General features: G+C 74.6%; 2 protein-coding genes. Both read right to left on the bottom strand.

All coding sequences use genetic code 11. The features are described 5' to 3' along the window. Positions 1-60: 60 nt before the first annotated feature. Positions 61-10,743: a type I polyketide synthase gene (locus FHX78_RS37225; protein ID WP_208766202.1), complete on the bottom strand. Its 10,683-nt coding sequence runs from the start codon at positions 10,741-10,743 to the stop codon at positions 61-63. 76 nt (positions 10,744-10,819) lie between these two features. Then, complete coding sequence (locus tag FHX78_RS34745; protein WP_444545369.1) at positions 10,820-24,574, bottom strand: type I polyketide synthase; 13,755 nt, start codon at positions 24,572-24,574, stop codon at positions 10,820-10,822. Positions 24,575-24,853: the final 279 nt, after the last annotated feature.

Below are 24,853 nucleotides of genomic sequence, written 5' to 3'. Positions count from 1 at the left end.
GCGCGCTGCGGGTTCGGGGCCGGCCCGGGCGGTGCGTGTCCGCCCGGGCCGGCCCGCTTCTCAGTGGGTGGGGTCGCCGATGCCGTCGAGCTCGGTGTCGATCATCGCGAAGATCTCCTCGGCCGAGGCGGCCTCGATCCGGCTCGTCAGGTCCTCCTGCGGGTCCGTGCCGCCGGTGAGGCGGGACACGAGCGTCTGGAGGCGTACGACGAGTTCCTCACGGCCCGGGTCGTCCGCCGGGCCGTCGGCGAGCGCGGCCTCCAGGGTGTCCAGGGCGGTGAGGGCCGGGGGCCGGCCGTCCGCGCCCTCGGGGGCGAGGAGGTGAAGGAGGTGGGCGGTGAGCGCGGCGGGCGAGGGGTGGTCGAAGGCCAGCGTGGCCGGCAGCCGCACACCCACCCGTTCGCCGAGCCGGTTGCGCAGTTCGACGGCGGTCATGGAGTCGAAGCCCATCTCCTGGAAGGCGCGTTCGGCGTCGACGGCGCCGGGGTCGGCGTGTCCGAGCACGGCGGCCACCTCGGCCCGTACGAGGGTGAGGACGGCCTCCCGGCGTTCCTCGGCGTCGAGTCCGGCGAGCCGGGCGGCCATCCCGCCGTCGGCGGCGCCGGCGGCCGTGGCGCCGCGCCGGTTGACCACTCCGGCGAGGGTGGTCAGGACGGCGGGCACCATGCCGTTGGCCCGCATGACGGCGGGCTCCACGGGCAGCGCCACCAGCGCGGGGGCGCCCGTGCGCAGGGCGGCGTCCAGGAGCCTCGTGCCCTCCTGCGGTGTCACCTGGCGCAGGCCCTCGCGCAGGTACCGGTTGCGGTCCTTGGCGTCGAGGTCCGCGTTGATGTCGCCGTCGAGGTCCCACAGGCCCCACGCCACGGAGGTGGCGGGCAGGTCGTGGGCCGCCCGGTGCTGGGCGAGGCCGTCGAGGAAGGCGCCGGCCGCCGCGTAGTTGGCCTGGCCTGGCCCGCCGAGGACCCCGGTGTGGGACGAGAAGAGCACGAACGCGGTCAGGTCCCGGTCGCGGGTCAGCTCGTGCAGGTGCCAGGCGGTGTCCGCGCCGGCCCGCAGCACGTCCGTCAGCCCGTCCGGGGTCATGGTGGGCAGCAGGGCGTTGCGCACGATCCCGGCGAGGTGCACGACCGCCGTCGGCGGGTGTTCCTCGGGGATGCCGGCGAGGACGGCCGCGAGGGCGTCCCGGTCGGCCGTGTCGCACTGGGTCACGGTGACCTCGGCGCCCGACTCCCGGAGTTCCTGCGCGAGTTGCGGGTCGTACCAGGATGTCTCGTCACGCCGGTCGAGCAGGAGCAGCCGGCGCGCCCCGTGTCCGGTCACCAGGTGCCGGGTGACCTGGGCGGCCAGGGCGCCGCCCGCCCCGGTGACGAGGACGGTGCCCCGGGCGCCGATGGCGGGGGCGTCGGCCGGGGTGTGCGGCTCGACGCGGTGCAGCCGGGGCAGCAGGACCGTGCCGTCGCGCAGCGCGGCCTGCGGCTCACCGGAGGCGAGTACCGCGTCCAGGAGCGCGCCGGACGGTGTGCCGTCCGCGGCGGTGTCGACGAGGACGATCCGCCCGGGTGCCTCCGCCTGGGCGGAGCGCACCAGGCCCCAGACCGCCGCGGCGGCGGGGTCGGCGGGTTCTCCGGGGGCGGCGGCGGTGCCGCCCCGGGTGAGCAGCACCAGCCGGGTGTCGGTGAGCCGTTCGTCGGCGAGCCACCGCTGGACCAGGTCGAGGGTCTCCAGGGCGGCGCGGTGCGTCGACGCGACGACGTCCGGGGTGTCCCCGGCACCGATGCCGTCCCCGGCGCGGTCCGCGTACGGCTCGGCGAGTACGGCGTCGACCGCTGTGCCCGCCGCGACGGCGTCGCCGAGGTCGGCGAGGGTCGCGTACCGCTCGGCGTCCAGGTCGGTCCCCGGCGCGCCCAGGACGGCCCAGCGCGGCGGGGCGCCGGGGGCGGTGGCGGTGAGCGGGGTCCAGCGGAGGTGGAGCAGCGGCTGGTGCGCGCCGTCGGCCGGGGCGAACCGGTCCTCCGGCAGGTCCTCGAAGGCGAGCCGGTCGACGGTGAGGACCGGCTGACCGGCCGCGTCCGTCAACTGGACGCGGACGGCGTCGCCGTCGGCCGGGGCGACCCGGACGCGGACCGCCGAGGCGCCGGTCGCGTGCAGCCGGACGCCCTGCCAGGCGGCCGGGACCCGGACACTGCCTGCGGGGGCTTCGCCCGCGATGCCCCGCACGGCCCGCTCCAGCAGGGCGGGGTGCAGACCGTGGGCCGCGGCGTCCGGGAGCAGGCCCTCGTCGAGGTGGGCTTCGCCGGCGTCCGACAGGCCGTCGGGGACGGTCGCGGGCGCCGGGTCCGTGGCGGAGCCGAGCACGCCCTCGGCGTGCGCGGCCCGGTCGGGCTGGGCGCCGTCGGCCATGACGTGGACGGTGAAGGGGCGCCGCCCGCTGTCGTCGGGCGCGCCGACGACGGTCTGGAGCCGGGCGGTGCCGTGGTCGGTCAGGACCAGCGGCCGGTGCACCGTGAGGCTTTCCAGGTGGCCGGCGCCGACCTCGTCGGCCGCCCGGACGGCGGCCTCGACGAGGGCGGAGGCGGGCAGCACGGGGGTGCCGAGGACCGTGTGGTCGTCGAGCCACCCGTGGGTGCGTCGGGAGAGGCGGCTGGTGAACACCGTCTGTCCGGTGCCCGCGACGGGTACGGCGGTACCGAGCAGCGGGTGCCCGGTCGCGTCCGGGCCGGCTGTACCGTCCTCCGGTGCCGTGGGCTGCAGCCAGTACCGCTCGTGCTGGAAGGCGTAGGTCGGCAGGGGGACGCGGCGGGCGCCGGTGCCCTCGAAGAACGCCTCCCAGTCGATGCGGACGCCGCGGCTGTGCAGGGTGCCGAGTGCCTTGACGAGGGTCTCGGCCTCGGGGTGGTCGCGTCGGAGCAGGGTGAGGGCCTGGGCGTCGTCGCGGCCCTCGGCCTCCAGGGTCTCCTGCGCCATCGCGGCCAGGACCCCGTCGGGGCCTGCCTCCAGGAACGTCGTCACCCCCGCCTCAATGAGGTGGCGGACACCGTCGTGGAAGCGGACGGCCTGACGGATGTGCCGCGCCCAGTACTCCGGCGACGTCAACTCCTCCTCCGTCGCCAGCACACCGGTCACGTTCGACACCACCGGAATCCGCGGCGCACGGAACGTCAGCCCCCGCGCCACCTCCACGAACTCCTCCAGCACCCCGTCCATGTGGAAGGAATGGAACGCGTGGCTGACCGTCAGACGCTTGACCCGCAGCCCCTGCTCCTTCCAGGCCACCGCGAATCCGTCCACCGTGCCGGCATCACCCGAAACCACCACCGATCGAGGTCCGTTCACCGCGGCGACGTCGACCAGGTCCTCGTGCCCGGCCAGCAGCCCCCGCACCTCCTCCTCACCGGCCTGCACCGCGAGCATCGCCCCGCCCGCCACAGCCGACTGCATCAACCGGCCCCGCGCGGCCACCAACGCCGCCGCGTCCGACAGGTCCAGCACACCCGCCACATGCGCGGCCGCCAGTTCACCCACCGAGTGGCCGGCCAGGTAGTCCGGGACGATTCCCCACGACTCCAGGAGCCGGAACAGCGCCACTTCGACGGCGAACAGGGCGGCCTGGGTGTTGGCCGTGTCGTCCAGCCCCTCACCGGAGCGGATGATGTCGGCCGGTGCCCGGCCCAGATGCTTCTCCAGCGCGCCGGCCACCTCGTCGAACGCCGCCGCGAACACCGGGAACGCCGCATGGAGTTCCTGCCCCATGCCGATCCGCTGCGCGCCCTGACCGGTGAACAGAACCGCCGTACGGCCCGGCGTCCGAGAACCGGACACCACCCGCCCCGACGCGTCCCCGGACACCAACGCCCGCAGCCCCTCCACCAACGCCTCACCCTCCGCGCCCACCACCACGGCACGGTGATCGAACACGGCACGCGTGGCAGCCAGGGAGTAGGCCAGGTCCAACGGGTCGGCCAAGGCATCGCCCTCCACATGGGCGAGCAGCTTCGCCGCCTGGTCGCGCAGGGCGGCCGGCGTCCTGCCGGAGAGCGCCCACGGGACGGCGGGCAGGGACCTTGCCGGTTCCTGCGGGGTCTCGGGCTCGTCCGGTTCCACCGCCTCGATGATGACGTGGGCGTTGGTGCCACTGATCCCGAAGGAGGACACGCCGGCCCGTCGGGGACGGCCCGCAGTCGGCCATTCCCGGGCCTCGGTCAGCAGTTCCACCGCGCCCGCGTCCCAGTCCACGTGTCCCGAGGGTTCGTCCACGTGCAGGGTTCGGGGCAGGACGCCGTGGCGCATGGCCTGGATCATCTTGATGACGCCGCCGACACCGGCCGCCGCCTGGGTGTGTCCGATGTTGGACTTCAACGACCCCAGATACAGCGGCCGTTCGTCGGTGTGGTCCTGACCGTACGTGTTCAGCAGCGCCTGCGCCTCGATCGGGTCACCCAACCGGGTCCCCGTACCATGCGCCTCCACCACGTCCACGTCAGCGCCGGTCAGACCCGCGCCCGCCAGCGCCGCACGGATCACCCGCTCCTGCGACGGACCGTTCGGAGCCGTCAGCCCATTGGACGCACCGTCCTGATTGACCGCAGAACCCCGCACCACCGCCAGCACCTGATGACCCAGCCGCCGCGCATCCGACAACCGCTCCACCAACAGCAGCCCCACACCCTCGGACCACCCCGTACCATCCGCACCCGCAGCAAACGCCTTGCACCGGCCGTCCGGAGACAACCCACGCTGACGCGAGAACTCCACGAACGTCGTCGGCTGCGACATCACCGTCACACCACCGGCCAACGCCAGATCACACTCACCACTGCGCAACGCACCCGCCGCCAGATGCAACGCCACCAACGACGACGAACAGGCCGTGTCCACCGTCACCGCCGGCCCTTCCAGACCGAGGGCGTACGCGATCCGGCCGGAGGCGACGCTGCCCGCGCTGCCGCTGGCGAGGTAGCCCTCCAGCCCTTCGGGGAGCCGGTGGGTCCGGGTGCCGTAGTCGCTGTACATGACGCCGGTGAACACGCCGGTCCTGGAGCCGTGCAGAGCGGCCGGCACGATCCCGGCGTTCTCGAAGGTCTCCCACGCCGTCTCCAGCAGCAACCGCTGCTGCGGATCCGCCGCCGTCGCCTCCCTCGGCGACATCCCGAAGAACTCCGGATCGAACCGGTCCGCGTCATGCAGGAACCCGCCATGACGCGTATAACTCGTCCCCGCACGCTCCGGATCCGGATCGAACAACCCCTCCAGATCCCAGCCACGATTCGACGGGAACTCACTCACCGCGTCCACACCACCGGCCACCAGCCGCCACAGATCCTCCGGCGACGACACACCACCCGGATAACGGCACGCCATCCCCACGATCGCGATCGGCTCAGCGGTGTCACCCGCGGCGGCCGGGACGGGCGCGGCGGCCTGCTCGGGCCGGTCGTCGCCGAAGAGTTCGCGCGCCAGTTGCCGTGCGAGGGCGGTGGGGGTCGGGTGGTCGAAGACGAGGGTGGTGGGCAGCCGCAGACCGGTGGTCCGGCCGAGCTGGTTGCGCAGTTCCACCGCGGTGAGCGAGTCGAAGCCCAGTTCCTGGAAGGGCCGGTCGGCGTCGATCGCCGCCGCGTTGGCGTGCCCGAGCACCCCGGCGACCCGCCCGCACACCAGCTCGAGCAGTGCCGCGTGGCGGGCGTGGGCGTCCAGCGCGGCCAGCCGCCGCACCAGCGTCGAGCCTTCCGCGTCGGTGGGGCCGGCGGCCTTGGCGCGGGGGCCGGCCGGGGCCAGGTCGCGCAGGATCGGCAGCACCTCGTCGCCCTGGCGCCGCAGTTCCGCGGTGTCCAGGTAGGTCACGGCGAGCACGGGCTGTCCGGTCGCGAAGGCGTCGTCGAACAGGCCCATCGCCTCGTCCGACGGGAGGGCGCGCAGGCCGAGCCTGGCGATGCGGCGCAGGTCGGTGTCGGTCAGCCGGCCGCTGATGGTGCTCGCCTGCGACCACAGGCCCCACGCCAGCGACGTGGCGGGCAGCCCGAGGGCCCGGCGGTGCTGCGCCAGCGCGTCCAGGAAGGCGTTGCCCGCCGCGTAGTTCGCCTGGCCGGCGTTGCCGATCAGGCCGGCCAGCGACGAGTAGACGACGAACGCCGTCAGCGGCAGGTGGCGCGTCAGTTCGTGGAGGTTCCACGCCGCGTCGATCTTCGGCCGGACGACCGCGTCGAGGCGTTCCGCGGTCAGCCCGCTCAGCACGGTGTCGTCCAGGATGCCCGCGGTGTGCACCACCGCGGTCACCGGGAACTCGTCCGGCACCCCGGCCAGGGCGTCGGCCAGTTGCCGGCGGTCCGCCGCGTCGCACGCGGCGAACGACACCTGGGCGCCCGACTGTTCCAGCTCCGTGCGCAGTTCGTCGGCCCCGGGGGCGTCGCCGCCCCGGCGGCTCAGCAGCAGCAGGCGCCGGGCGCCGTGCTCGGTCACCAGGTGGCGGGCCAGGACGCGGCCCAGCGTGCCCGTCGCACCGGTGACGAGCACGGTGCCCTCGTCCCAGCGCGGCGCCGCCGGCTGCTCCTCCGAGGAGGCAGCCCGTGCGCGGGCCAGCCGCGGCACCAGCAGACGGCCATCCCGGACGGCCAGTTGGGCCTCGTCGGCGGCCAGGGCGAGGGGGAGCTGTTCATACCCCTCGGCGTCGGTGTCGACGAGGACGACCCGGCCGGGGTTCTCCGTCTGCACGGTGCGCAGCAGACCCCACACACCGGCGTGCACCAGGTCCGTGACCTGCTCGTCCGGCAGGGCGGCCAGCGCGCCCCGGGTGACCACGACCAGCCGCGTGTCCGTGAGCCGTTCGTCGGCGAGGAAGGCCTGCACCCGCTCCAGGACGCGGGCGAGTTCCACGCGTGCCAGCCCGGCGATGCCCTCACCGCCGACGGCGCCGTCGTCACCGTCGGCGGCCAGCGGCCAGACGACGGTGTCCGCGCCGGCCGCCGCCACCGCGTCGAGGTGCGGGTACGAGGTCGCCGAGGCCGGTGAGGGCGCGCCGAGCACGGCCCAGCCCGAGGTGTCCGCGGCCCGCTCGGGGGCCGGTACCTCGGACCACGCCACGGAGAACAGGCCGTCGCGGCCCGCTCGGGCCGCGGTGCGCACGGCGTCCTTGGACAGCGGGCGCAGTGCCAGCGAGTCCACGGTCGCCACGGGTACGCCCGTGTCGTCGGTGACGAGCAGGGAGACGGTGTCGGGGGCGTCGGCGGTCAGGCCGAAGCGGACCCGCAGCGCGGCCGCGCCCGTGGCGTGGACGCGGACCCCCGCCCAGGAGAACGGGAGGCGCGCCTCGACGTCGTCGTCGGCCACTCCGGGCAGCAGGGCGTGCAGGGCGGCGTCCAGCAGGGCCGGGTGCAGCAGGAACCGGCCCGCATCGTCGCGCGCCCCGTCCGGCAGGGTCACCTCGGCGAAGATCTCGTCCTCGCCCCGCCACACCCGGGACAGGCCCCGGAACGCCGGGCCGTAGGCGTAGCCCTGGTCGACCAGGCGCTCGTAGACGTCGTCCAGGCCGACTTCGCGCGCGTCGGCCGGGGGCCACACCACCAGGTCGGCGGCGGGCGTGCCGGGGTCGGCGGGGACCAGGGTGCCCTGTGCGTTGAGGACCCAGTCGGGCTCGTCGTCCGTGTCGGGCCGGGAGTACACCTCGATGGGCCGTGCGCCGGAGTCGTCCCTCTCCCCCACGGCCACCTGGAGGTGCACACCGCCGTCGGCGGGCAGGGTCAGGGGCGTGGCGAGGGTGAGTTCGGCCACCTGCCCGGCGCCGGCCTGTTCGCCCGCGTGGGCCGCGAGTTCGAGCAGTGCGGTGCCCGGGAGCACGACGGTCCCGGAGACGCCGTGGTCGGCGAGCCACGGGTGGGTCCGCAGGGACAGGCGCCCGGTGAAGAGCGCCTCGCCGCCCCGGGCGAGCGTGACCGAGGCGCCGAGGAGCGGGTGACCGGTCGCGCGGAGTCCGAGTTCGGTGGCGTCGCCGTGACGGGCGGGTACGTCGAGCCAGTACCGGTCGCGCTGGAAGGCGTAGGTCGGCAGGGGGACGCGGCGGGCGCCGGTGCCCTCGAAGTAGGCCTCCCAGCCCGAGTGTCCCGTCTCGGTCCTGATGCGCAGGGCGGCGAGCGCGGCCACCGCCGTCTCCGCTTCGGGCCTGCCGCGTCGGAGCAGGGTGAGGGCCTGGGCGTCGTCGCGGCCCTCGGCCTCCAGGGTCTCCTGCGCCATCGCGGCCAGGACCCCGTCGGGGCCGGCCTCCAGGAACGTCGTCACCCCCGCCTCGATGAGGTGGCGGACGCCGTCGTGGAAGCGGACGGCCTGACGGATGTGCCGCGCCCAGTACTCCGGCGACGTCAACTCCTCCTCCGTGGCCAGCACGCCGGTCACGTTCGACACGACCGGTATCCGCGGCGCACGGAACGTCAGCCCCCGCGCCACCTCCACGAACTCCTCCAGGACGCCGTCCATGTGGAAGGAGTGGAAGGCGTGGCTGACCGTCAGGCGCTTGACCCGCAGGCCCTGCTCCTTCCAGGCCACCGCGAGTCCGTCCACCGTGCCGGCATCACCCGAAACCACCACCGATCGAGGTCCGTTCACCGCGGCGACGTCGACCAGGCCCTCGTGCCCGGCCAGCAGCGCCCGCACCTCCTCCTCACCGGCCTGCACCGCGAGCATCGCCCCGCCCGGCATGGCGGACTGCATCAACCGGCCGCGCGCGGCCACCAACGCCGCCGCGTCCGACAGGTCCAGCACACCCGCCACATGCGCGGCCACCAGTTCACCCACCGAGTGGCCCATGAGGTAATCCGGCGTCACGCCCTGGGATTCCAACCACCGGTAGAGGGCGACCTCGACGGCGAACAACGCCGCCTGGGTGTTGGCCGTGTCGTCCAGCCCCTCACCGGAGCGGATGATCTCCCCCGGCGCCCGGCCCAGATGCTGCTCCAGTGCGCCGGCCACCTCGTCGAACGCCGCCGCGAACACCGGGAACGCCGCATGGAGTTCCTGCCCCATGCCGATCCGCTGCGCGCCCTGACCGGTGAACAGAACCGCCGTACGGCCCGGCACCCGAGAACCGGACACCACCCGCCCCGACGCGTCCCCGGACACCAACGCCCGCAGCCCCTCCACCAGCGCCTCACCCTCCGCGCCCACCACCACGGCACGGTGATCGAACACGGCACGCGTGGCAGCCAGGGAGTAGGCCAGGTCCAACGGGTCGACCGAGGCATCACCCTCCACATGGGCGAGCAGCCGTGCGGCCTGGTCCCTCAGCGCTTCCGGCGTCCTGCCGGAGAGCGCCCAGGGGAGAACGGCGGGAGGACGCACGGCGTCGTCGGCCCCGTCGTCGTCCTGGGCGGCCTCGTCCGGTGCGGCTTCGATGATGACGTGGGCGTTGGTGCCACTGAAGCCGAAGGAGGACACGCCGGCCCGTCGGGGACGGTCCACGGCCGGCCATTCCCGGGCCTCCGCGAGGAGTTCCACCGCACCGTCCGTCCAGTCCACGACGGGCGTCGGCTCATCGGCGTACAGGGACTTCGGCAGCACACCGTGGCGGATCGCCTGGACCATCTTGATGACACCGCCGACACCGGCCGCCGCCTGCGCGTGCCCGATGTTCGACTTCAACGACCCCAGATACAGCGGTTGTTCGTCGGTGTGGTCCTGGCCGTAGGTGTTCAGCAGCGCCTGCGCCTCGATCGGGTCACCCAGCCGGGTCCCCGTACCATGCGCCTCCACCACGTCCACATCGGCGCCGGTCAGACCCGCGCCCGCCAACGCGGCACGGATCACCCGCTCCTGCGACGGACCGTTCGGAGCCGTCAGCCCATTGGACGCACCGTCCTGATTGACCGCAGAACCCCGCACCACCGCCAGCACCTGATGACCCAGCCGCCGCGCATCCGACAACCGCTCCACCAACAGCAGCCCCACACCCTCGGACCACCCCGTACCATCCGCACCCGCAGCAAACGCCTTGCACCGGCCGTCGGCGGCGAGGCCCTGGAGGCGGGAGAACTCGATGAAGGGCATGGCGGTCGGCATGACGGTCACGCCGCCGGCGAGGGCCAGGTCGCACTCCCCGTTGCGGAGGGCGTTGGCCGCCAGGTGCAGGGCCACCAGGGACGACGAGCAGGCGGTGTCGACCGTGACGGCGGGGCCCTCCAGGCCGTACGTGTACGCGATCCGGCCGGAGGCGACGCTGCCTGCGCTGCCGCTGGCCAGGTAGCCCTCCAGCCCTTCCGGCAGTTCGCCGACGCGGGAGCCGTAGTCGCCGTACATGACGCCGGTGAACACACCGGTCCGGGAACCGTGCAGAGCGGCCGGCACGATCCCGGCGTTCTCGAAGGTCTCCCACGCCGTCTCCAGCAGCAACCGCTGCTGCGGATCCGCCGCCGTCGCCTCCCTCGGCGACATCCCGAAGAACTCCGGATCGAACCGGTCCGCGTCATGCAGGAACCCGCCATGACGCGTATAACTCGTCCCCGCACGCTCCGGATCCGGATCGAACAACCCCTCCAGATCCCAGCCACGATTCGACGGGAACTCACTCACCGCGTCCACACCACCGGCCACCAGCCGCCACAGATCCTCCGGCGACGACACACCACCCGGATAACGGCACGCCATCCCCACGATCGCGATCGGCTCGTGCTGCCTGCCTTCTACCTCGCTCAGCCGCTTACGGGCGTCGCGGGCGTCGGCGATGGCCCGCTTGAGGTAATCACGGAGCTTTCCCTCGTCCGTCACGTGCTTTCAACTCCTGAGCTTCGAATGGTGTGGTTCCGGATCGGGGCCTGTCGCCGGCCGGGCGCGGTGCGTGGGTTCACTCGAGTTCGTCGACGAGCGCGAAGAGCTCCTCGTCGCTGGCGGCGTCCAGGTCCAGGCCGTCCGCGGACGCGGCGTCGTCGCCGGGTACGGCTTCGGCCAGGAGCAGCAGGTCCCGCAGCCGGTCTGCGAGGCGTGCCCGGGACTCGTCCTCGGGCGCCAGGGACTTCAGCAGGGCCTCGGCCCGGTCGAGTTCGGCGAGTCCGGGGACGTCCGCCGGTCCCTGCCGTTCCTCGATCCGCGCGGCGACGAACCGGGCGAGGGCGGTGGGGTTGGGGTGGTCGAAGACGAGGGTGGTGGGCAGCCGCAGGCCGGTGGCCCGGCCGAGCTGGTTGCGCAGTTCGACCGCGGTGAGCGAGTCGAAGCCCAGGTCCTGGAAGGGCCGGTCGGCGTCGACGGAGTCCTGGCCGGAGTGGCCGAGGACGGCCGCGGCCTGTCCGCGCACCAGCTCGATCAGGGCGGCCTCGCGCTCGGCGGCGCCGAGCGCGCCGAGCTGATCCAGGAGCCCCGCGCCCTGTTCGGCGCCCGTCCCGGCCGCCGTGCGACGGGTGGTGCCGGCGGGTGCCAGGCCGCGCAGCAGCGGTGCCGCGTCCTCGCCCTGCCGCCGCAGCGCCGCGGTGTCGACGTACGTGGCCGCCAGCACGGGCCGCGCGAGGCGGAAGGCCGCGTCGTAGAGGCTCATCGCCTCCTGCGACGGCAGGGCCACCAGGCCCAGCCGGGCCAGCCGCCTGAGGTCCGTCTCGCTCAGGCCGCCGCTGATGGCGCTCTCCTGCTCCCACAGTCCCCACGCCAGGGAGAGGCCGGGGAGGCCCTGGGCCCTGCGGTGCTGGGCCAGTGCGTCGAGGAAGGTGTTGCCCGCCGCGTAGTTGGCCTGTCCGGCGGTGCCGAGGAGACCGGCGACGGACGAGTAGACGACGAAGGCCGACAGCGCGCTGTCCCGGGTCAGCTCGTGCAGGTTCCACGCGGCGTCCACCTTGGGCCGCAGCACCGTGTCCAACCGCTGCGGGGTGAGGTCACCGAGCACGGTGTCGTCGAGGACGCCCGCCGTGTGGACGACGGCCGCCAGCGGCCGGTCCCCGGGCACCGCCGCGAGGACGCCGGCCAGTGCCTCGCGGTCCGCGGCGTCGCAGGCGGCGAAGGTGACGTCGGCGCCGAGGCCGGTCAGTTCCTCCCGCATCTCGTCCGCCCCGGGGGCGGACGCGCCGCGGCGGCTCAGCAGCAGCAGGTGCCGGGCGCCGTGTTCGGCCACCAGGTGGCGGGCCAGGATGCGGCCCAGCGTTCCCGTGGCCCCGGTGATGAGCACGGTGCCCTCGTCCCAGCGGGGCGGGGCGGCGTCGTCGTCCGTGCCGCGCACGCGCTCCAGGCGGGGCACGAGGAACGCGTCACCGCGTACAGCCACCTGGGGCTCCCCGGTGGCGACGGCCCGGGTGACGTCGCTGTCCCCGTCCCCGTCGACGAGCACGACTCGGCCGGGGTTCTCGGTCTGCGCCGTCCGCAGCAGGCCCCACACGCCCGCGTGCACCAGGTCCGGGACGTCCTCGTCCGGCTCGGTGGCCACGGCGCCGCGGGTGACGACCACCAGCCGCGCGTCGGCCAGCCGCGGATCGGCGAGGAACGCCTGCACGGTGGTCAGCGCCTGCCCGGTGGCGCCCCGTGCCGCCTCGGCGACGGCGGGACCGTCGGCCGGGGCCGAGCCGTCGTGGCCCGGGGCCCACAGGACGGTGTCCGCCCCGCTCGCCGCCAGTTCCTCCAGGCTCTCGTACGACTTGACGGAGGCGATCGGCGAGGCGCCCAGCGCGGCCCAGGCCGAGGTGTCGGCCGTGGCCCGGGGAGCGTCGGTCGCCGCCCAGGCGACGGGGAACAGTCCGTCCCGGCCGGTGCCGGTCGCCCGCAGCGCGTCGGCGGCCAGGGGCCGCAGGACCAGTGAGTCCACCGACGCCACCGGCAGTCCCGTGCCGTCGGCGACCTGCAGTGAGGCCTCCAGGGTGTCACCGGAGTCCGAGAGGGTCAGCCGTGCCCGCAGGACGGACGCGCCGGCGGCGTGGACGCGCGCACCCGACCAGGAGAACGGCAGGCGCGGCTGCCCGTCGTCCCCGGTGACGCCGGGCAGCAGCGGGTGCAGTACGGCGTCCAGGAGGGCCGGGTGGAGCAGGAAGTGACCCGCCCGCTGTCCCGCCTCGTCCGGCAGCGCGACCTCGGCGTAGATCTCGCCGTCGCCCTGCCACACCCGGCGCAGTCCCCGGAAGGCGGGGCCGTAGGCGAAGCCGTGGTCGGCGAGGCGGTCGTAGGCGCCGTCCAGGTCGATCTCGGTGGCGCCCGCCGGAGGCCAGACCACCAGGCCGGAGCCGGTGGCGGACGGGTCGGCGGGGGCCAGCGAGCCGTGGGCGTTGAGCACCCACTCGCTGTCCCCGTCGGGTCCCTGTCCGGCGCGGCGGGAGTGGATCTCGACGGCGCGCCGTCCGTCGTCGGCCGGGTCGCCGACGGAGACCTGCACATCGACGGAGCCGTGTTCCGGCAGGACGAGGGGGGCGGCCAGGGTCAGGTCCTCGACGTCCGCGCTGCCGGCCTGCTCCCCCGCGCGCAGGGCCAGTTCGAGGAGGGCGGTGCCGGGCAGCAGTACGGTGCCGGACACGGCGTGGTCCGCGAGCCAGGGGTGGGTGCGCAGGGAGAGCCGTCCGGTGAAGAGGTGCGCGTCGCGGCCCGCCATGCTCACGGCGGCGCCGATCAGCGGGTGTTCGACCGTGCTCAGGCCGAGGCCCTCGGCGTCGACGTCGGCGGCGGGCGCGTCGAGCCAGTGGCGCCGATGCTGGAAGGCGTAGCCGGGCAGCGGGACGCGGCGGGCGCCGGGCAGTGCCGTGTCCCAGTCGGGTGCGGCGCCCCGCATCCGCAGCAGGGCGAGGGCCGACATGACGGTCTCGGGTTCGGGCCGGTCCCGGCGCAGTGCGGGGGCGAGTGCGCCCGGCTGCTCGGTGAGCGAGTCCTCCACCATGGAGGTCAGGACTCCGTCGGGCCCCAGTTCCACGTACTGCCGGGCGCCCAGCTGCTCCAGGTGACGCACCCCGTCGTGGAAGCGGACGGCCTGGCGGATGTGCCGCGCCCAGTACTCCGGCGACGTCAACTCCTCCTCCGTCGCCAGCACACCGGTCACGTTCGACACCACGGGAATCCGCGGCGCACGGAACGTCAGCCCCCGCGCCACCTCGACGAACTCCTCCAGGACGCCGTCCATGTGGAAGGAGTGGAAGGCGTGGCTGACCGTCAGGCGCTTGACCCGCAGGCCCTGCTCCTTCCAGGCCACCGCGAGTCCGTCCACCGTGCCGGCATCACCCGAAACCACCACCGATCGAGGTCCGTTCACCGCGGCGACGTCGACCAGGTCCTCGTGCCCGGCCAGCAGCGCCCGCACCTCCTCCTCACCGGCCTGCACCGCGAGCATCGCCCCGCCCGGCATGGCGGACTGCATCAACCGGCCGCGCGCAGCCACCAACGCCGCCGCGTCCGACAGGTCCAGCACACCCGCCACATGCGCGGCCACCACCTCGCCCACCGAGTGGCCCAGCAGGTAGTCCGGTGTGACCCCGTGGGACTCGTACCACCGGTAGAGGGCGACCTCGACGGCGAACAACGCCGCCTGGGTGAAGACGGTCTGGTCCAGCAGCCCGGCCTCCTCGGAGCCCGGCTCGGCGAACAGGACGTCCTTGAGGGGGTGACTGAGCCCGGTGTCGAGGTGCGCGCACACCTCGTCGAGGGCGCGGGCGAACTGCGGTGAGCGGGCGTGGAGTTCGCGTCCCATGCCGAGCCGCTGACTGCCCTGTCCGGTGAAGAGGAAGGCGGTCTTGCCGGGCCGGTCGGCGGTGGCCCGTACCACGGAGGGCGCGGAGCCGTCCTCGGCCAGCGTGTCGAGGCCGGCGAGGAGCGCGTCCCGGTCGGCGGCGACGACGGCCGCGCTGTGTTCCAGTACGGCGCGCGTGGTCGCCAGCGAGTAGGCGATGTCGCCGGGGGCCAGGTCCGGGTTGCGGGTCACGTGGGCGTGCAGTCGCCGGGCCTGGTCGCGCAGGGCCTCCTCGCCGCGGGCGGAGACGATCCAGGGGATCGCGGGGTGGTCGTGGTCGCGGGTCGACTCGGTGCGGGACGGTTCGTCCGGTGCGGCTTCGATGATGACGTGGGCGTTGGTGCCGCTGATCCCGAAGGAGGACACGCCGGCCCGTCGGGGACGGTCCACGGCCGGCCATTCCCGGGCTTCGGCGAGGAGTTCCACCGCACCGTCGGTCCAGTCCACGACCTGCGTGGGCTCATCGGCGTACAGGGACTTGGGCAGGACGCCGTGGCGCATGGCCTGGATCATCTTGATGACGCCGCCGACACCGGCCGCCGCCTGCGCGTGTCCGATGTTGGACTTCAACGACCCGAGGTACAGCGGTTGTTCGTCGGTGTGGTCCTGGCCGTAGGTGTTCAGCAGGGCCTGCGCCTCGATCGGGTCACCCAGCCGGGTCCCCGTACCATGCGCCTCCACCACGTCCACGTCGGCGCCGGTCAGACCCGCGCCCGCCAGCGCGGCACGGATCACCCGCTCCTGCGACGGACCGTTCGGAGCCGTCAGCCCATTGGACGCACCGTCCTGATTGACCGCAGAACCCCGCACCACCGCCAGCACCTGATGACCCAGCCGCCGCGCATCCGACAACCGCTCCACCAACAGCAGCCCCACACCCTCGGACCACCCCGTACCGTCCGCACCCGCCGCAAACGCCTTGCACCGGCCGTCCGGAGACAACCCACGCTGACGCGAGAACTCCACGAACGTCGTCGGCTGCGACATCACCGTCACACCACCGGCCAACGCCAGATCACACTCACCACTGCGCAACGCACCCGCCGCCAGATGCAACGCCACCAACGACGACGAACAGGCCGTGTCCACCGTGACGGCGGGGCCCTCCAGGCCGTACGTGTAGGCGATGCGGCCGGAGATGACGCTGGAGAGGTTGCCCGCGAGCAGGAATCCCTCGTACTCGCCGGGGCGGGCGACCACGCGGGCCGCGTAGTCGTCGTACATGGCGCCGGTGAAGACGCCCGTGGTGGTGCCGCGCAGCGAGGTGGGGTCGATGCCGGCGTTCTCGAAGGTCTCCCACGCCGTCTCCAGCAGCAACCGCTGCTGCGGATCCGCCGCCGTCGCCTCCCTCGGCGACATCCCGAAGAACTCCGGATCGAACCGGTCCGCGTCATGCAGGAACCCGCCATGACGCGTATAACTCGTCCCCGCACGCTCCGGATCCGGATCGAACAACCCCTCCAGATCCCAGCCACGATTCGACGGGAACTCACTCACCGCGTCCACACCACCGGCCACCAGCCGCCACAGATCCTCCGGCGACGACACACCACCCGGATAACGGCACGCCATCCCCACGATCGCGATCGGCTCGTCCGCCCTGGCCGTGCGGCGGGTCACCGCGGCCGGGGCCTCCTGGGTGACGGCGCGGCCGAGCAGGTAGGCGGCGAGCGGGGCCGGGGCGGGGTGGTCGAAGACGAGGGTGGTGGGCAGCCGCAGACCGGTGGCGCGGGCCAGTTCGTTGCGCAGCTCCACGCCGCTCATCGAGTCGAAGCCCATGTCGTTGAAGGCGCGGTCGGGCGCGACGGCGGTGGCTCCGGAGTGGCCGAGGACCGCGGCCACCTTGGTGCGCACCAGGTCGAGCACGGTCTCCTGCCGCTTGTCCTCGGGGAGCGCGGCGATCTGCCGGGCCCAGGAGGACTCCGTGGCGGCGTCCGGGCCCGAGGCCCCGGCGACGCGGCGCAGGCGGGCGGGGACGAGGCCCTTGAGCAGCGGGTGCGGCTCGGCGGCACCGGCCCGGGACAGCCGTAGCGGCACCGGGACCAGCAGCGGGGTGTCCGAGCGCAGGGCCCTGTCGAAGAGGGCGAGGCCCTGTTCGGGGGTGAGCGGCGGCATCCCGGCCCGCTCCCAGCGGGCGATCTCGGCGGGCGTCAGCGTGGCGCCCATGCCGTGCGTGGCGTCCCACAGGCCCCAGGCGAGGGAGGTGGCGGGCAGTCCCTGGGCGCGGCGATGCTGCGCCAGCGCGTCCAGGTAGGTGTTGGCCGCCGCGTAGTTGCCCTGGCCGGCGGTGCCGACCAGGCCGGACACCGAGGAGAACAGGACGAACGCGCGCAGGTCGAGTCCGCCGGTCAGTTCGTGCAGGTGCCGGGCCGCGTCCGCCTTGGGACCGAGGACGGTGTGCAGGTGGTCCGGGGTGAGCGACAGGGTGGTCGCGTCGTCCAGGACGCCGGCGGTGTGCACCACCGCGGTGAGCGGGTGGTCGCCGGACACGGAGCCGAGGAGGGCGGCGACGGCCTCCCGGTCGGCGACGTCGGCGGCCTCGACACGGACGGTCGCGCCCTGTGCGGTGAGGTCGGCGGCGAGTTCGGCCGCGCCGGGCGCGTCGGGGCCGCGGCGGCTGACCAGCAGCAGGTGCCGGGCGCCGTGTTCGGCCACCAGGTGGCGGGCGAAGAGGGCGCCGAGCCCTCCGGTGCCGCCGGTGACGAGGACGGTGCCGTCGGGGTCGAACGCGGGGTGTTCGCCGTCGGTGCCGGCGGTGTCCGCGGTGGCCAGCCGGGGCGCGTGGAGCGTCCCGTCGCGCAGCGCGAGCTGCGGCTCCCCGGTGGCGAGGGCGGCGGTGAGGAGACCGGTGGTGCCGGTCCCGCTGTCCGCGGCGGCGGCTGCGTCGAGGTCGACCAGGACCACCCGGTCCGGGTGCTCGGACTGCACCGAGCGGACCAGGCCCCATACGGGGGCCGCGTCGAGGTCGGTGACGTCCTCGCCGGGCAGGACGCCGACCGCGCCCGACGTCAGCACGGCGAGGCGGGCGGTGGCGAACCGCTCGTCGGCCAGGAACTCCTGGACCAGCCGCAGCACGCGCAGGGTCGGTGTGTGGCGGCCGTCCGCCTCGCTGGTGCCGTGCGTCCCGTACTGCCGGACGACGACGACGTCGGCGGGTTCCACGCCGGTGAGACCGTCTTGCGCCTCGGTGAGGACGGGCTCCGGAGCGCCGGTGTCCCCGCGGGGCACGGTGAGGGCCGGCCAGCGCAGGTCGTACAGCGTGTCGGCCGCCGTGGCGCGGCTCGTCGCGGCCAGCTTCCGCCGGTCGACCGGGCGCAGGGTGAGGGACTCGACCTCGGCAACCGGGGCGCCGGTGCCGGAGGCCAGCGTCATGCGGTAGGTGTCGGTGCCGCGCGGGCTGATCCGGACGCGCAGGGCGGCGGCGCCGACGGCGTGCAGGGTGACTCCGGACCAGGCGAACGGCAGGCGGATGCTGTCGTCGTCGGTGCCGTCGGCCGCCGCGAGGACCAGCGGGTGCAGGGCGGCGTCCAGGAGCGCGGGGTGCAGGCCGTAGTGTTCCGCCGCCTCGGCGGGGCCTTCGGGCAGGCGTATCTCCGCGTAGAGGTCGTCGCCGTCGCGCCAGGCCGCGGTGAGGCCCTGGAAGGCGGGACCGTAGTCGTAGCCGAGGCCGGTGAGGCGGTCGTAGGCGTCGGCGAGCGATTCGGGCCGGGCGCCTGCGGGCGGCCAGGCGGTCAGGTCCTCGCCGTCCGCCGGGGCGGGGGCCGGCGGGGTGAGGGTGCCGGAGGCGTGCCGGGTCCACGGGCGTGTGTCGTCGTCGGAGGTGTCCGGGCCGGCGTGGATGGTGAACGGCCGGGCGCCGGCGGGGCCGGGTGCGCCGACGGCGATCTGGACGCGGACCGCCCCGCTCTCCGGGAGCACGAGGGGTGCTTCCAGGGTGAGTTCGTCGACCTGCGGGGCGCCGAGGTGTCCGCCGGCGGCGACGGCCAATTCGAGGAAGGCCGTGGCGGGCAGCAGGACGGTGCCGGTGATGGCGTGGTCGGCGAGCCAGGGGTGGTCGCGCAGCGACAGCCGGCTGGTGAGGAGGGTGCCCTCGCTCTCCGCCAGTTCGACCACGGTGGCGAGCAGCGGGTGGTCGGCGGTGTCCAGGCCCAGTCCGCGCGCGTCGGCGGGCGCCTCGGGGGCGAGCCAGTAGTGCTCCCGCTGGAAGGCGTACGTCGGCGGTTCGAACACGGTGGGGCCGGCCGGGTGGAGGGTCGCGCCGTCCAGGGGGGCGCCGGCGGTGTGGGCGCGGGCGAGGCCCCGGGCGAAGGTGTCGGTCTCGGGGCGGCCCGGCCGCAGCAGCGTGACGTGGGTGGCGGAGGAGGTGTCGGCGAGGGCCTCCTGGGCCAGGGCGGTGAGGACGGCGTCGGGGCCGACCTCCACCAGGACGGTGGCGCCCTGGCGGTCCAGTTCGCGCACGGCGTCGAGGAAGCGGACGGTGGCCCGGATCTGCCCGGCCCAGTAGTCGGGCGAGGCCAGTTCGTCGGCCGTGGCGGGCGCGCCGGTCACCGTGGAGATCAGGGGGACGGCGGGGGGACGGAAGGTCAGGCCCGCCGCGGTCGCGCGGAACTCGTCGAGGACGTCGTCCATGTGCGGTGAGTGGAAGGCGTGGCTCACCTTCAGCCGGCTGGTCTTGCGGCCCTCGGCGCGCCAGCCGGCGGCGATCTCCTCGGCGGCGTCGGCGTCACCGGAGATCACCACCGAACGGGGGCCGTTGACGGCGGCGATGCCCACCGCGCCCTCGTGGCCCCGCAGGGACCGCAGGACCTCGTCCTCCTCGGCCTGTACGGCGATCATGGCGCCGCCGGTGCGGGCGGACTGCATGAGCCGGGCGCGGGCGGCGACGAGGGTGGCGGCGTCGTCGAGCGAGAGCACGTCCGCGGCGTGGGCGGCGGCGAGTTCGCCGATGGAGTGCCCGGCGACCAGGTCGGGGGTGGTGCCGTGGTGGGCCAGCAGCCGGAACAGGGCGGTCTCGGTGGCGAACAGCGCGGGCTGGGTGAAGCTGGTGCGGTGGATCAGCTCGGCGTCGGGGCCGTCGGGGTCGGCGAACACGACCTCGCGCAGCGGGCGGTCCAGCTTGCCGTCGAAGGCCGCGCACACGGCGTCGAAGGCGGCGGCGTACACCGGTGAGGCCGCGTACAGTTCCCGTCCCATGCCGATCCGCTGGGCGCCCTGCCCGGTGAACAGGAAGGCGGTGCGGCCGGCGCCGGCGGCGCTGCCGGTGACGGCGTCCGGGACGTCCGCGTAGGGGGTGCCGGCTGCCAGGGCCTCCAGTGCGGCGAGCCGGTCGGCGACGGTGGTGCCGAAGACGGCGGCCCGTTCCTCGAAGGCGGTGCGGCGGGTGGCGAGGGCGCGGCCCACGGCGGCGGTGCCGGTGTCGTCGGCCAGGCCGGCCGCGGTGACGCGGTCGCGCAGCCGGGCGGCCTGGGCGCGCAGCGCGTTCTCGTCGCGGCCGGACAGCAGCCACGGCGCGGGCAGGCCCCCGGTCCTGGCGTCGGCCTGCGTGTCGCCGGTGGCGGCGGGGGCGGGCGGGGTGGCGTCGGCGGGGTCGTGTTCGAGGATGACGTGGGCGTTGGTGCCGCTGATGCCGAAGGACGACACGGCGGCGCGCCGGGGGCGGTCGACGGTGGGCCAGTCGCGGGGCTCGGTGAGGAGTTCCACGGCGCCCGCGGACCACTCCACGTGCGGCGAGGGCTCGTCGACGTGCAGGGTCCGGGGCAGCGTCGCGTGGCGCATCGCCTCGACCATCTTGATGACCCCGCCGACGCCGGCCGCGGCCTGCGCGTGTCCGATGTTGGACTTCAGCGACCCCAGGTACACCGGCTCCGCGCCGTCGCGGTCGCTGCCGTAGGTGGCGAGGATCGCCTCGGCCTCGATGGGGTCGCCCAGCTTGGTGCCGGTGCCGTGGGCCTCGACGGCGTCGACGTCCGCGGCGGTCAGCCGGGCGTCGGCGAGCGCCTGGCGGATGACCCGCTGCTGCGCGAGTCCGCTGGGGGCGGTGAGGCCGTTGCTGGCGCCGTCCTGGTTGATCGCGGAGCCGCGGACGACGGCGAGGACGCGGTGGCCGTTGCGGCGGGCGTCGGAGAGCCGCTCCACGAGGAGCATGCCGACGCCCTCGCCCCAGCCGGTGCCGTCGGCGCCGGCGGCGAACGACTTGCAGCGGCCGTCGGGGGCCAGGCCGCGCTGCCGGGAGAACTCCACGAACATGCCGGGCGACGACATCACCGCGGCGCCGCCGGCCAGGGCCAGGGTCGTCTCGCCGGACCGCAGGGAGCGGATGGCCAGGTGCAGGGCGGTGAGGGAGGAGGAGCAGGCGGTGTCGACGGTGACGGCGGGGCCGATGAGCCCGAGTTGGTAGGCGACGCGGCCCGACATGACGCTGGAGGTGGAGCCGGTCAGCACGTTGCCCTGCACGTTCCGCGGCGCGTCCTGCATGCGCGGTCCGTACTCCAGTGCCGTGGCGCCCACGAACACGCCGGTCCGGGTGCCGTGGAGCGAGGCGGGCAGCACACCGGCGCGTTCGATGGCCTCCCAGGAGGTCTCCAGCAGCAGCCGCTGCTGGGGGTCCATGGCGAGGGCCTCGCGCGGTGAGATGCCGAAGAAGGCGGCGTCGAACTCACCGGCGTCGTGCAGGAATCCGCCGTGGCGGACGGAGCTGGTGCCCTGCCGGTCCGGGTCGGGGTCGTACAGGTCGTCGGACCAGCCGCGGCCGTCCGGGAAGGCGGAGACGGCGTCGGTGCCCTCGGCGACCAGGCGCCACAGGTCCTCGGGGGAGGACACTCCTCCCGGGAAGCGGCAGGCCATGCCGATGATGGCGATCGGCTCGCCGTCGTCGGCCGCGGTGGCCGTGTCGGCGCTCTCCGCGGCGTCGCCGAGCAGTTCGGCCTCGATGAAGCCGGCCAGCCTGCGGGGCGTGGGGTGGTCGAAGAGCAGGCTCGTGGGCAGGCGCAGTCCGGTCGCCCGGGCGAGGGCCGAGCGGAGTTCGGTGGTCATCAGGGAGCTGAAGCCCAGCTCCTGGAACGGGGTGAGCGCGTCGACGCGTTCGCCGTCCGTGTGGCCGAGGACGGCGGCGATGTGCTCGTCGACCAGTTCGCGGACGGCCTGCCGGCGGGCGGTGCCGGACAGTGCGGCCAGGCGTGCGCCGAGGGCGCCGCGCGGCTCCGCCGGGACCTCCTGCCGTGCGTCGTCCTCGTGCGCGGCGACGGGGTCCGGGCCGGGGGCGGTGGTGCGGGCCGGTCCGTCGAGCCAGTACCGCCTGCGCTGGAAGGCGTAGGTGGGAAGGTCGACGCGTCGGGTGCCGGGTCCGCCGGTCAGCGCGGCCCAGTCGACGTCGGCGCCCCGGGTGAAGGCGGTCGCGAGCGCGGTGAGCAGCGTCTGCGCCTCGGGCCGTTCGCGGCGCAGCGTGCCGACGGCCACGACGGCGCCGGGGTCCTCCACGGTGTCCTCGGCGAGGGCGGACAGGACGCTGTCCGGGCCGGCCTCGACCAGGGTGGTGACGCCCTCGGCCTCCAGGCGGCGCACGCAGTCGGCGAAGCGGACGGCCTGACGGATCTGGCGGGTCCAGTAGTCGGGCGAGGACAGTTCCTCGTCGGTGGCGAGGTCGCCGGTGACGTTGGAGACGACGGGGATGCGCGCCGGGTGGTAGGTGAGCTGCTCCGCGACGTGGCGGAACTCCTCGAGCACACCGTCCATGTGCGGGGAGTGGAAGGCGTGGCTGACGGTGAGCCGCCTGGTCTTGCGGCCGCGCTCGCGCAGCCGCCGCGCGACCTCCTCCACGACGTCGGCGTCGCCCGAGATCACGGTGGAGGAGGGGGAGTTGAAGGCCGCGATGGAGACCCGGTCCTCCAGACCGGCGAGTTCCGCCGCGACCTCCTCCTCGCCCGCCTGTACGGAGACCATGGCGCCGTCGTCGCGGGCCTGCTGCATGAGCCGGCCCCGGGCCGCGACCAGCCGGGCGGCGTCGGCGAGGTCGAGGACGCCGGCGACGTGGGCGGCGGCCAGCTCGCCGACGGAGTGCCCGGCCACGTAGTCGGGCCGTACACCGAGGGATTCGAGGAGCCGGTACAGGGCGACTTCGACGGCGAACAGCGCGGGCTGGGCCCGGGCCGTCTCGTCCAGTCCCTCTCCGGTGGTGACGGTCGGCGCGAGCGGCCGGTCCAGGTGCGGGTCGAGGGCCGCCGCGACCTCGTCGAAGGCGGCCGCGTAGGCGGGGAACGTCTCGTAGAGCTCCTGGCCCATGCCGGTGCGCTGGGCGCCCTGGCCGGTGAAGAGGACGGCGGTGCGGCCTCCTTCGGCGGTCCCGGTGACCAGGTTCGGCGCGGGGCGGCCCGCGGCGAGGGCAGCGGTGCCGTCGAGCAGGCCCGTCGGGTCGGCGGCGAGGACCACGGCCCGGTGCCGGAAGACCGTGCGGGACGTGGCCAGGGACCAGCCGACGTCGCGGGCGGAGGGCCCCGTGGCGGTCACGTGGGCGTGCAGCCGCCCGGCCTGGGCGCGCAGCGCGGCGTCGCCGGCGGCGGAGACGACCCAGGGCAGCACGGCGGACGGGCCGGCGGGCGTGCCGTCGGGGTCCTGGGTGTCCGGGGTGGCGGGGGCTTCGGCGAGCACGACGTGGCAGTTGGTGCCGCCCATGCCGAAGGAGCTGACGCCGGCCACCAGCGGGCGGTCGGGGCGCGGCCACGCGGCCGGTTCGCGGTGCACGTCGAGGCCGAGGTCGGCCAGCGGGATCGCGGGGTTCGGCGTCTCGAAGTTGAGGCTGGGCGGGAGGTGCCGGTGGTGCAGGGCGAGGAGGGTCTTGATCAGCCCGGCGATGCCCGCCGCGCCCTCCAGGTGGCCGATGTTGGTCTTCACCGAGCCGACCAGCAGCGGCTCCTGCCCGGGGCGTCCGGCGCCGAGGACGGCGCCGAGCGCGGCGGCCTCGATGGGGTCGCCGACGGGGGTGCCGGTGCCGTGCAGTTCCACGTACTGCACCTCGGCGGGGGCGGTCTCGGCCCGCTGGTAGGCGGCGCGCAGGACCTGTTCCTGGGCGGCGCGGCTGGGCACGGTGAGCCCGTCCGTGGCTCCGTCGTTGTTGACCGCGCTGCCCCGGATGACGCCGTAGACGCGGTTGCCGTCGGCGAGGGCCTGCCGCAGCGGCTTGAGCAGGACGACACCGCCGCCCTCGCCGGGCACGAAGCCGTTGGCGCGGGCGTCGAAGGTGTAGGTGACGCCGTCGGGCGACAGGGCCCCGAACCGCTGCTCGGTGACGGTGTTCTCGGCGAGGAGGTTGAGGTTGACGCCGGCGGCGATCGCGGTGGTGGACTCGCCGCTGCGCAGGCTCTCGCAGGCCAGGTGCACGGCGACCAGGGAGGAGGACTGGGCGGCGTCCACGGTGAGGCTCGGGCCGTGCAGTCCGAGGTGGTACGAGATGCGGTTGGCGATGACGCCGCGGTTCACTCCGGTCATGGTGTGCTGGCCGATGGCGTCGGTGCCCCGCTGGTAGAGCAGGTTGGTGTAGTCGTCCCGGAGGGTGCCGACGAACACCGAGGTGGGGGTCGAGCGCAGGGCGGCGGGCAGGATGCCCGCGTCCTCGAGGGCCTCCCACACCAGTTCAAGGACGAGCCGCTGCTGGGGGTCCATCGCGGCGGCCTCACGGGGGGAGACCGCGAAGAAGGAGGCGTCGAAGTCGGCGACGCCGTCGAGGAATCCGCCGCGCCGGACGGCGGCGGGTGCTCCCGCCCCCCACCGGTCCTCCGGCACATCGGTGATCGCGCTGGTGCCGCCGCCGAGCAGCTCCCAGAAGGCGGCGGGGCTGTCCGCCCCCGGCAGCCGGCAGGCGAGTCCCACGACAGCGATCGGCTCGTTGTCCCCGGTGTGACGGTCGACCGCCGGAGCATGCTCATTCATCATGAACTTCCGCTGCCCTTCCATAACCGAATTCCCATGGCGTAGCCCGTCGGCGTCCCGTGGCGTGTGTCACGCATTTCGTCGGGGCCGGTCGTATACGCGTGTCGCGGCGGGAAATGTGACGCGATCCCAGTAAGTCGACCCTACGTGCGTGACGGCATTCCCTCCCCAATGGGCGGCCACGGCCGGGTAATTGGTGCGGAGGCAGGCCGCGCTCGGCCCTTTTTTTGGCCGGAGAGCACGCTGCCCGGCCCGTCGACGGGGACGGGCCGGGCAGGG

It is taken from the genome of Streptomyces capillispiralis (assembly GCF_007829875.1).
GTDB classification, from domain to species: domain Bacteria; phylum Actinomycetota; class Actinomycetes; order Streptomycetales; family Streptomycetaceae; genus Streptomyces; species Streptomyces capillispiralis.
The sequence above is the reverse complement of the archived record's forward strand: the minus strand, read 5'-3'. Positions and strand labels throughout refer to the sequence as shown.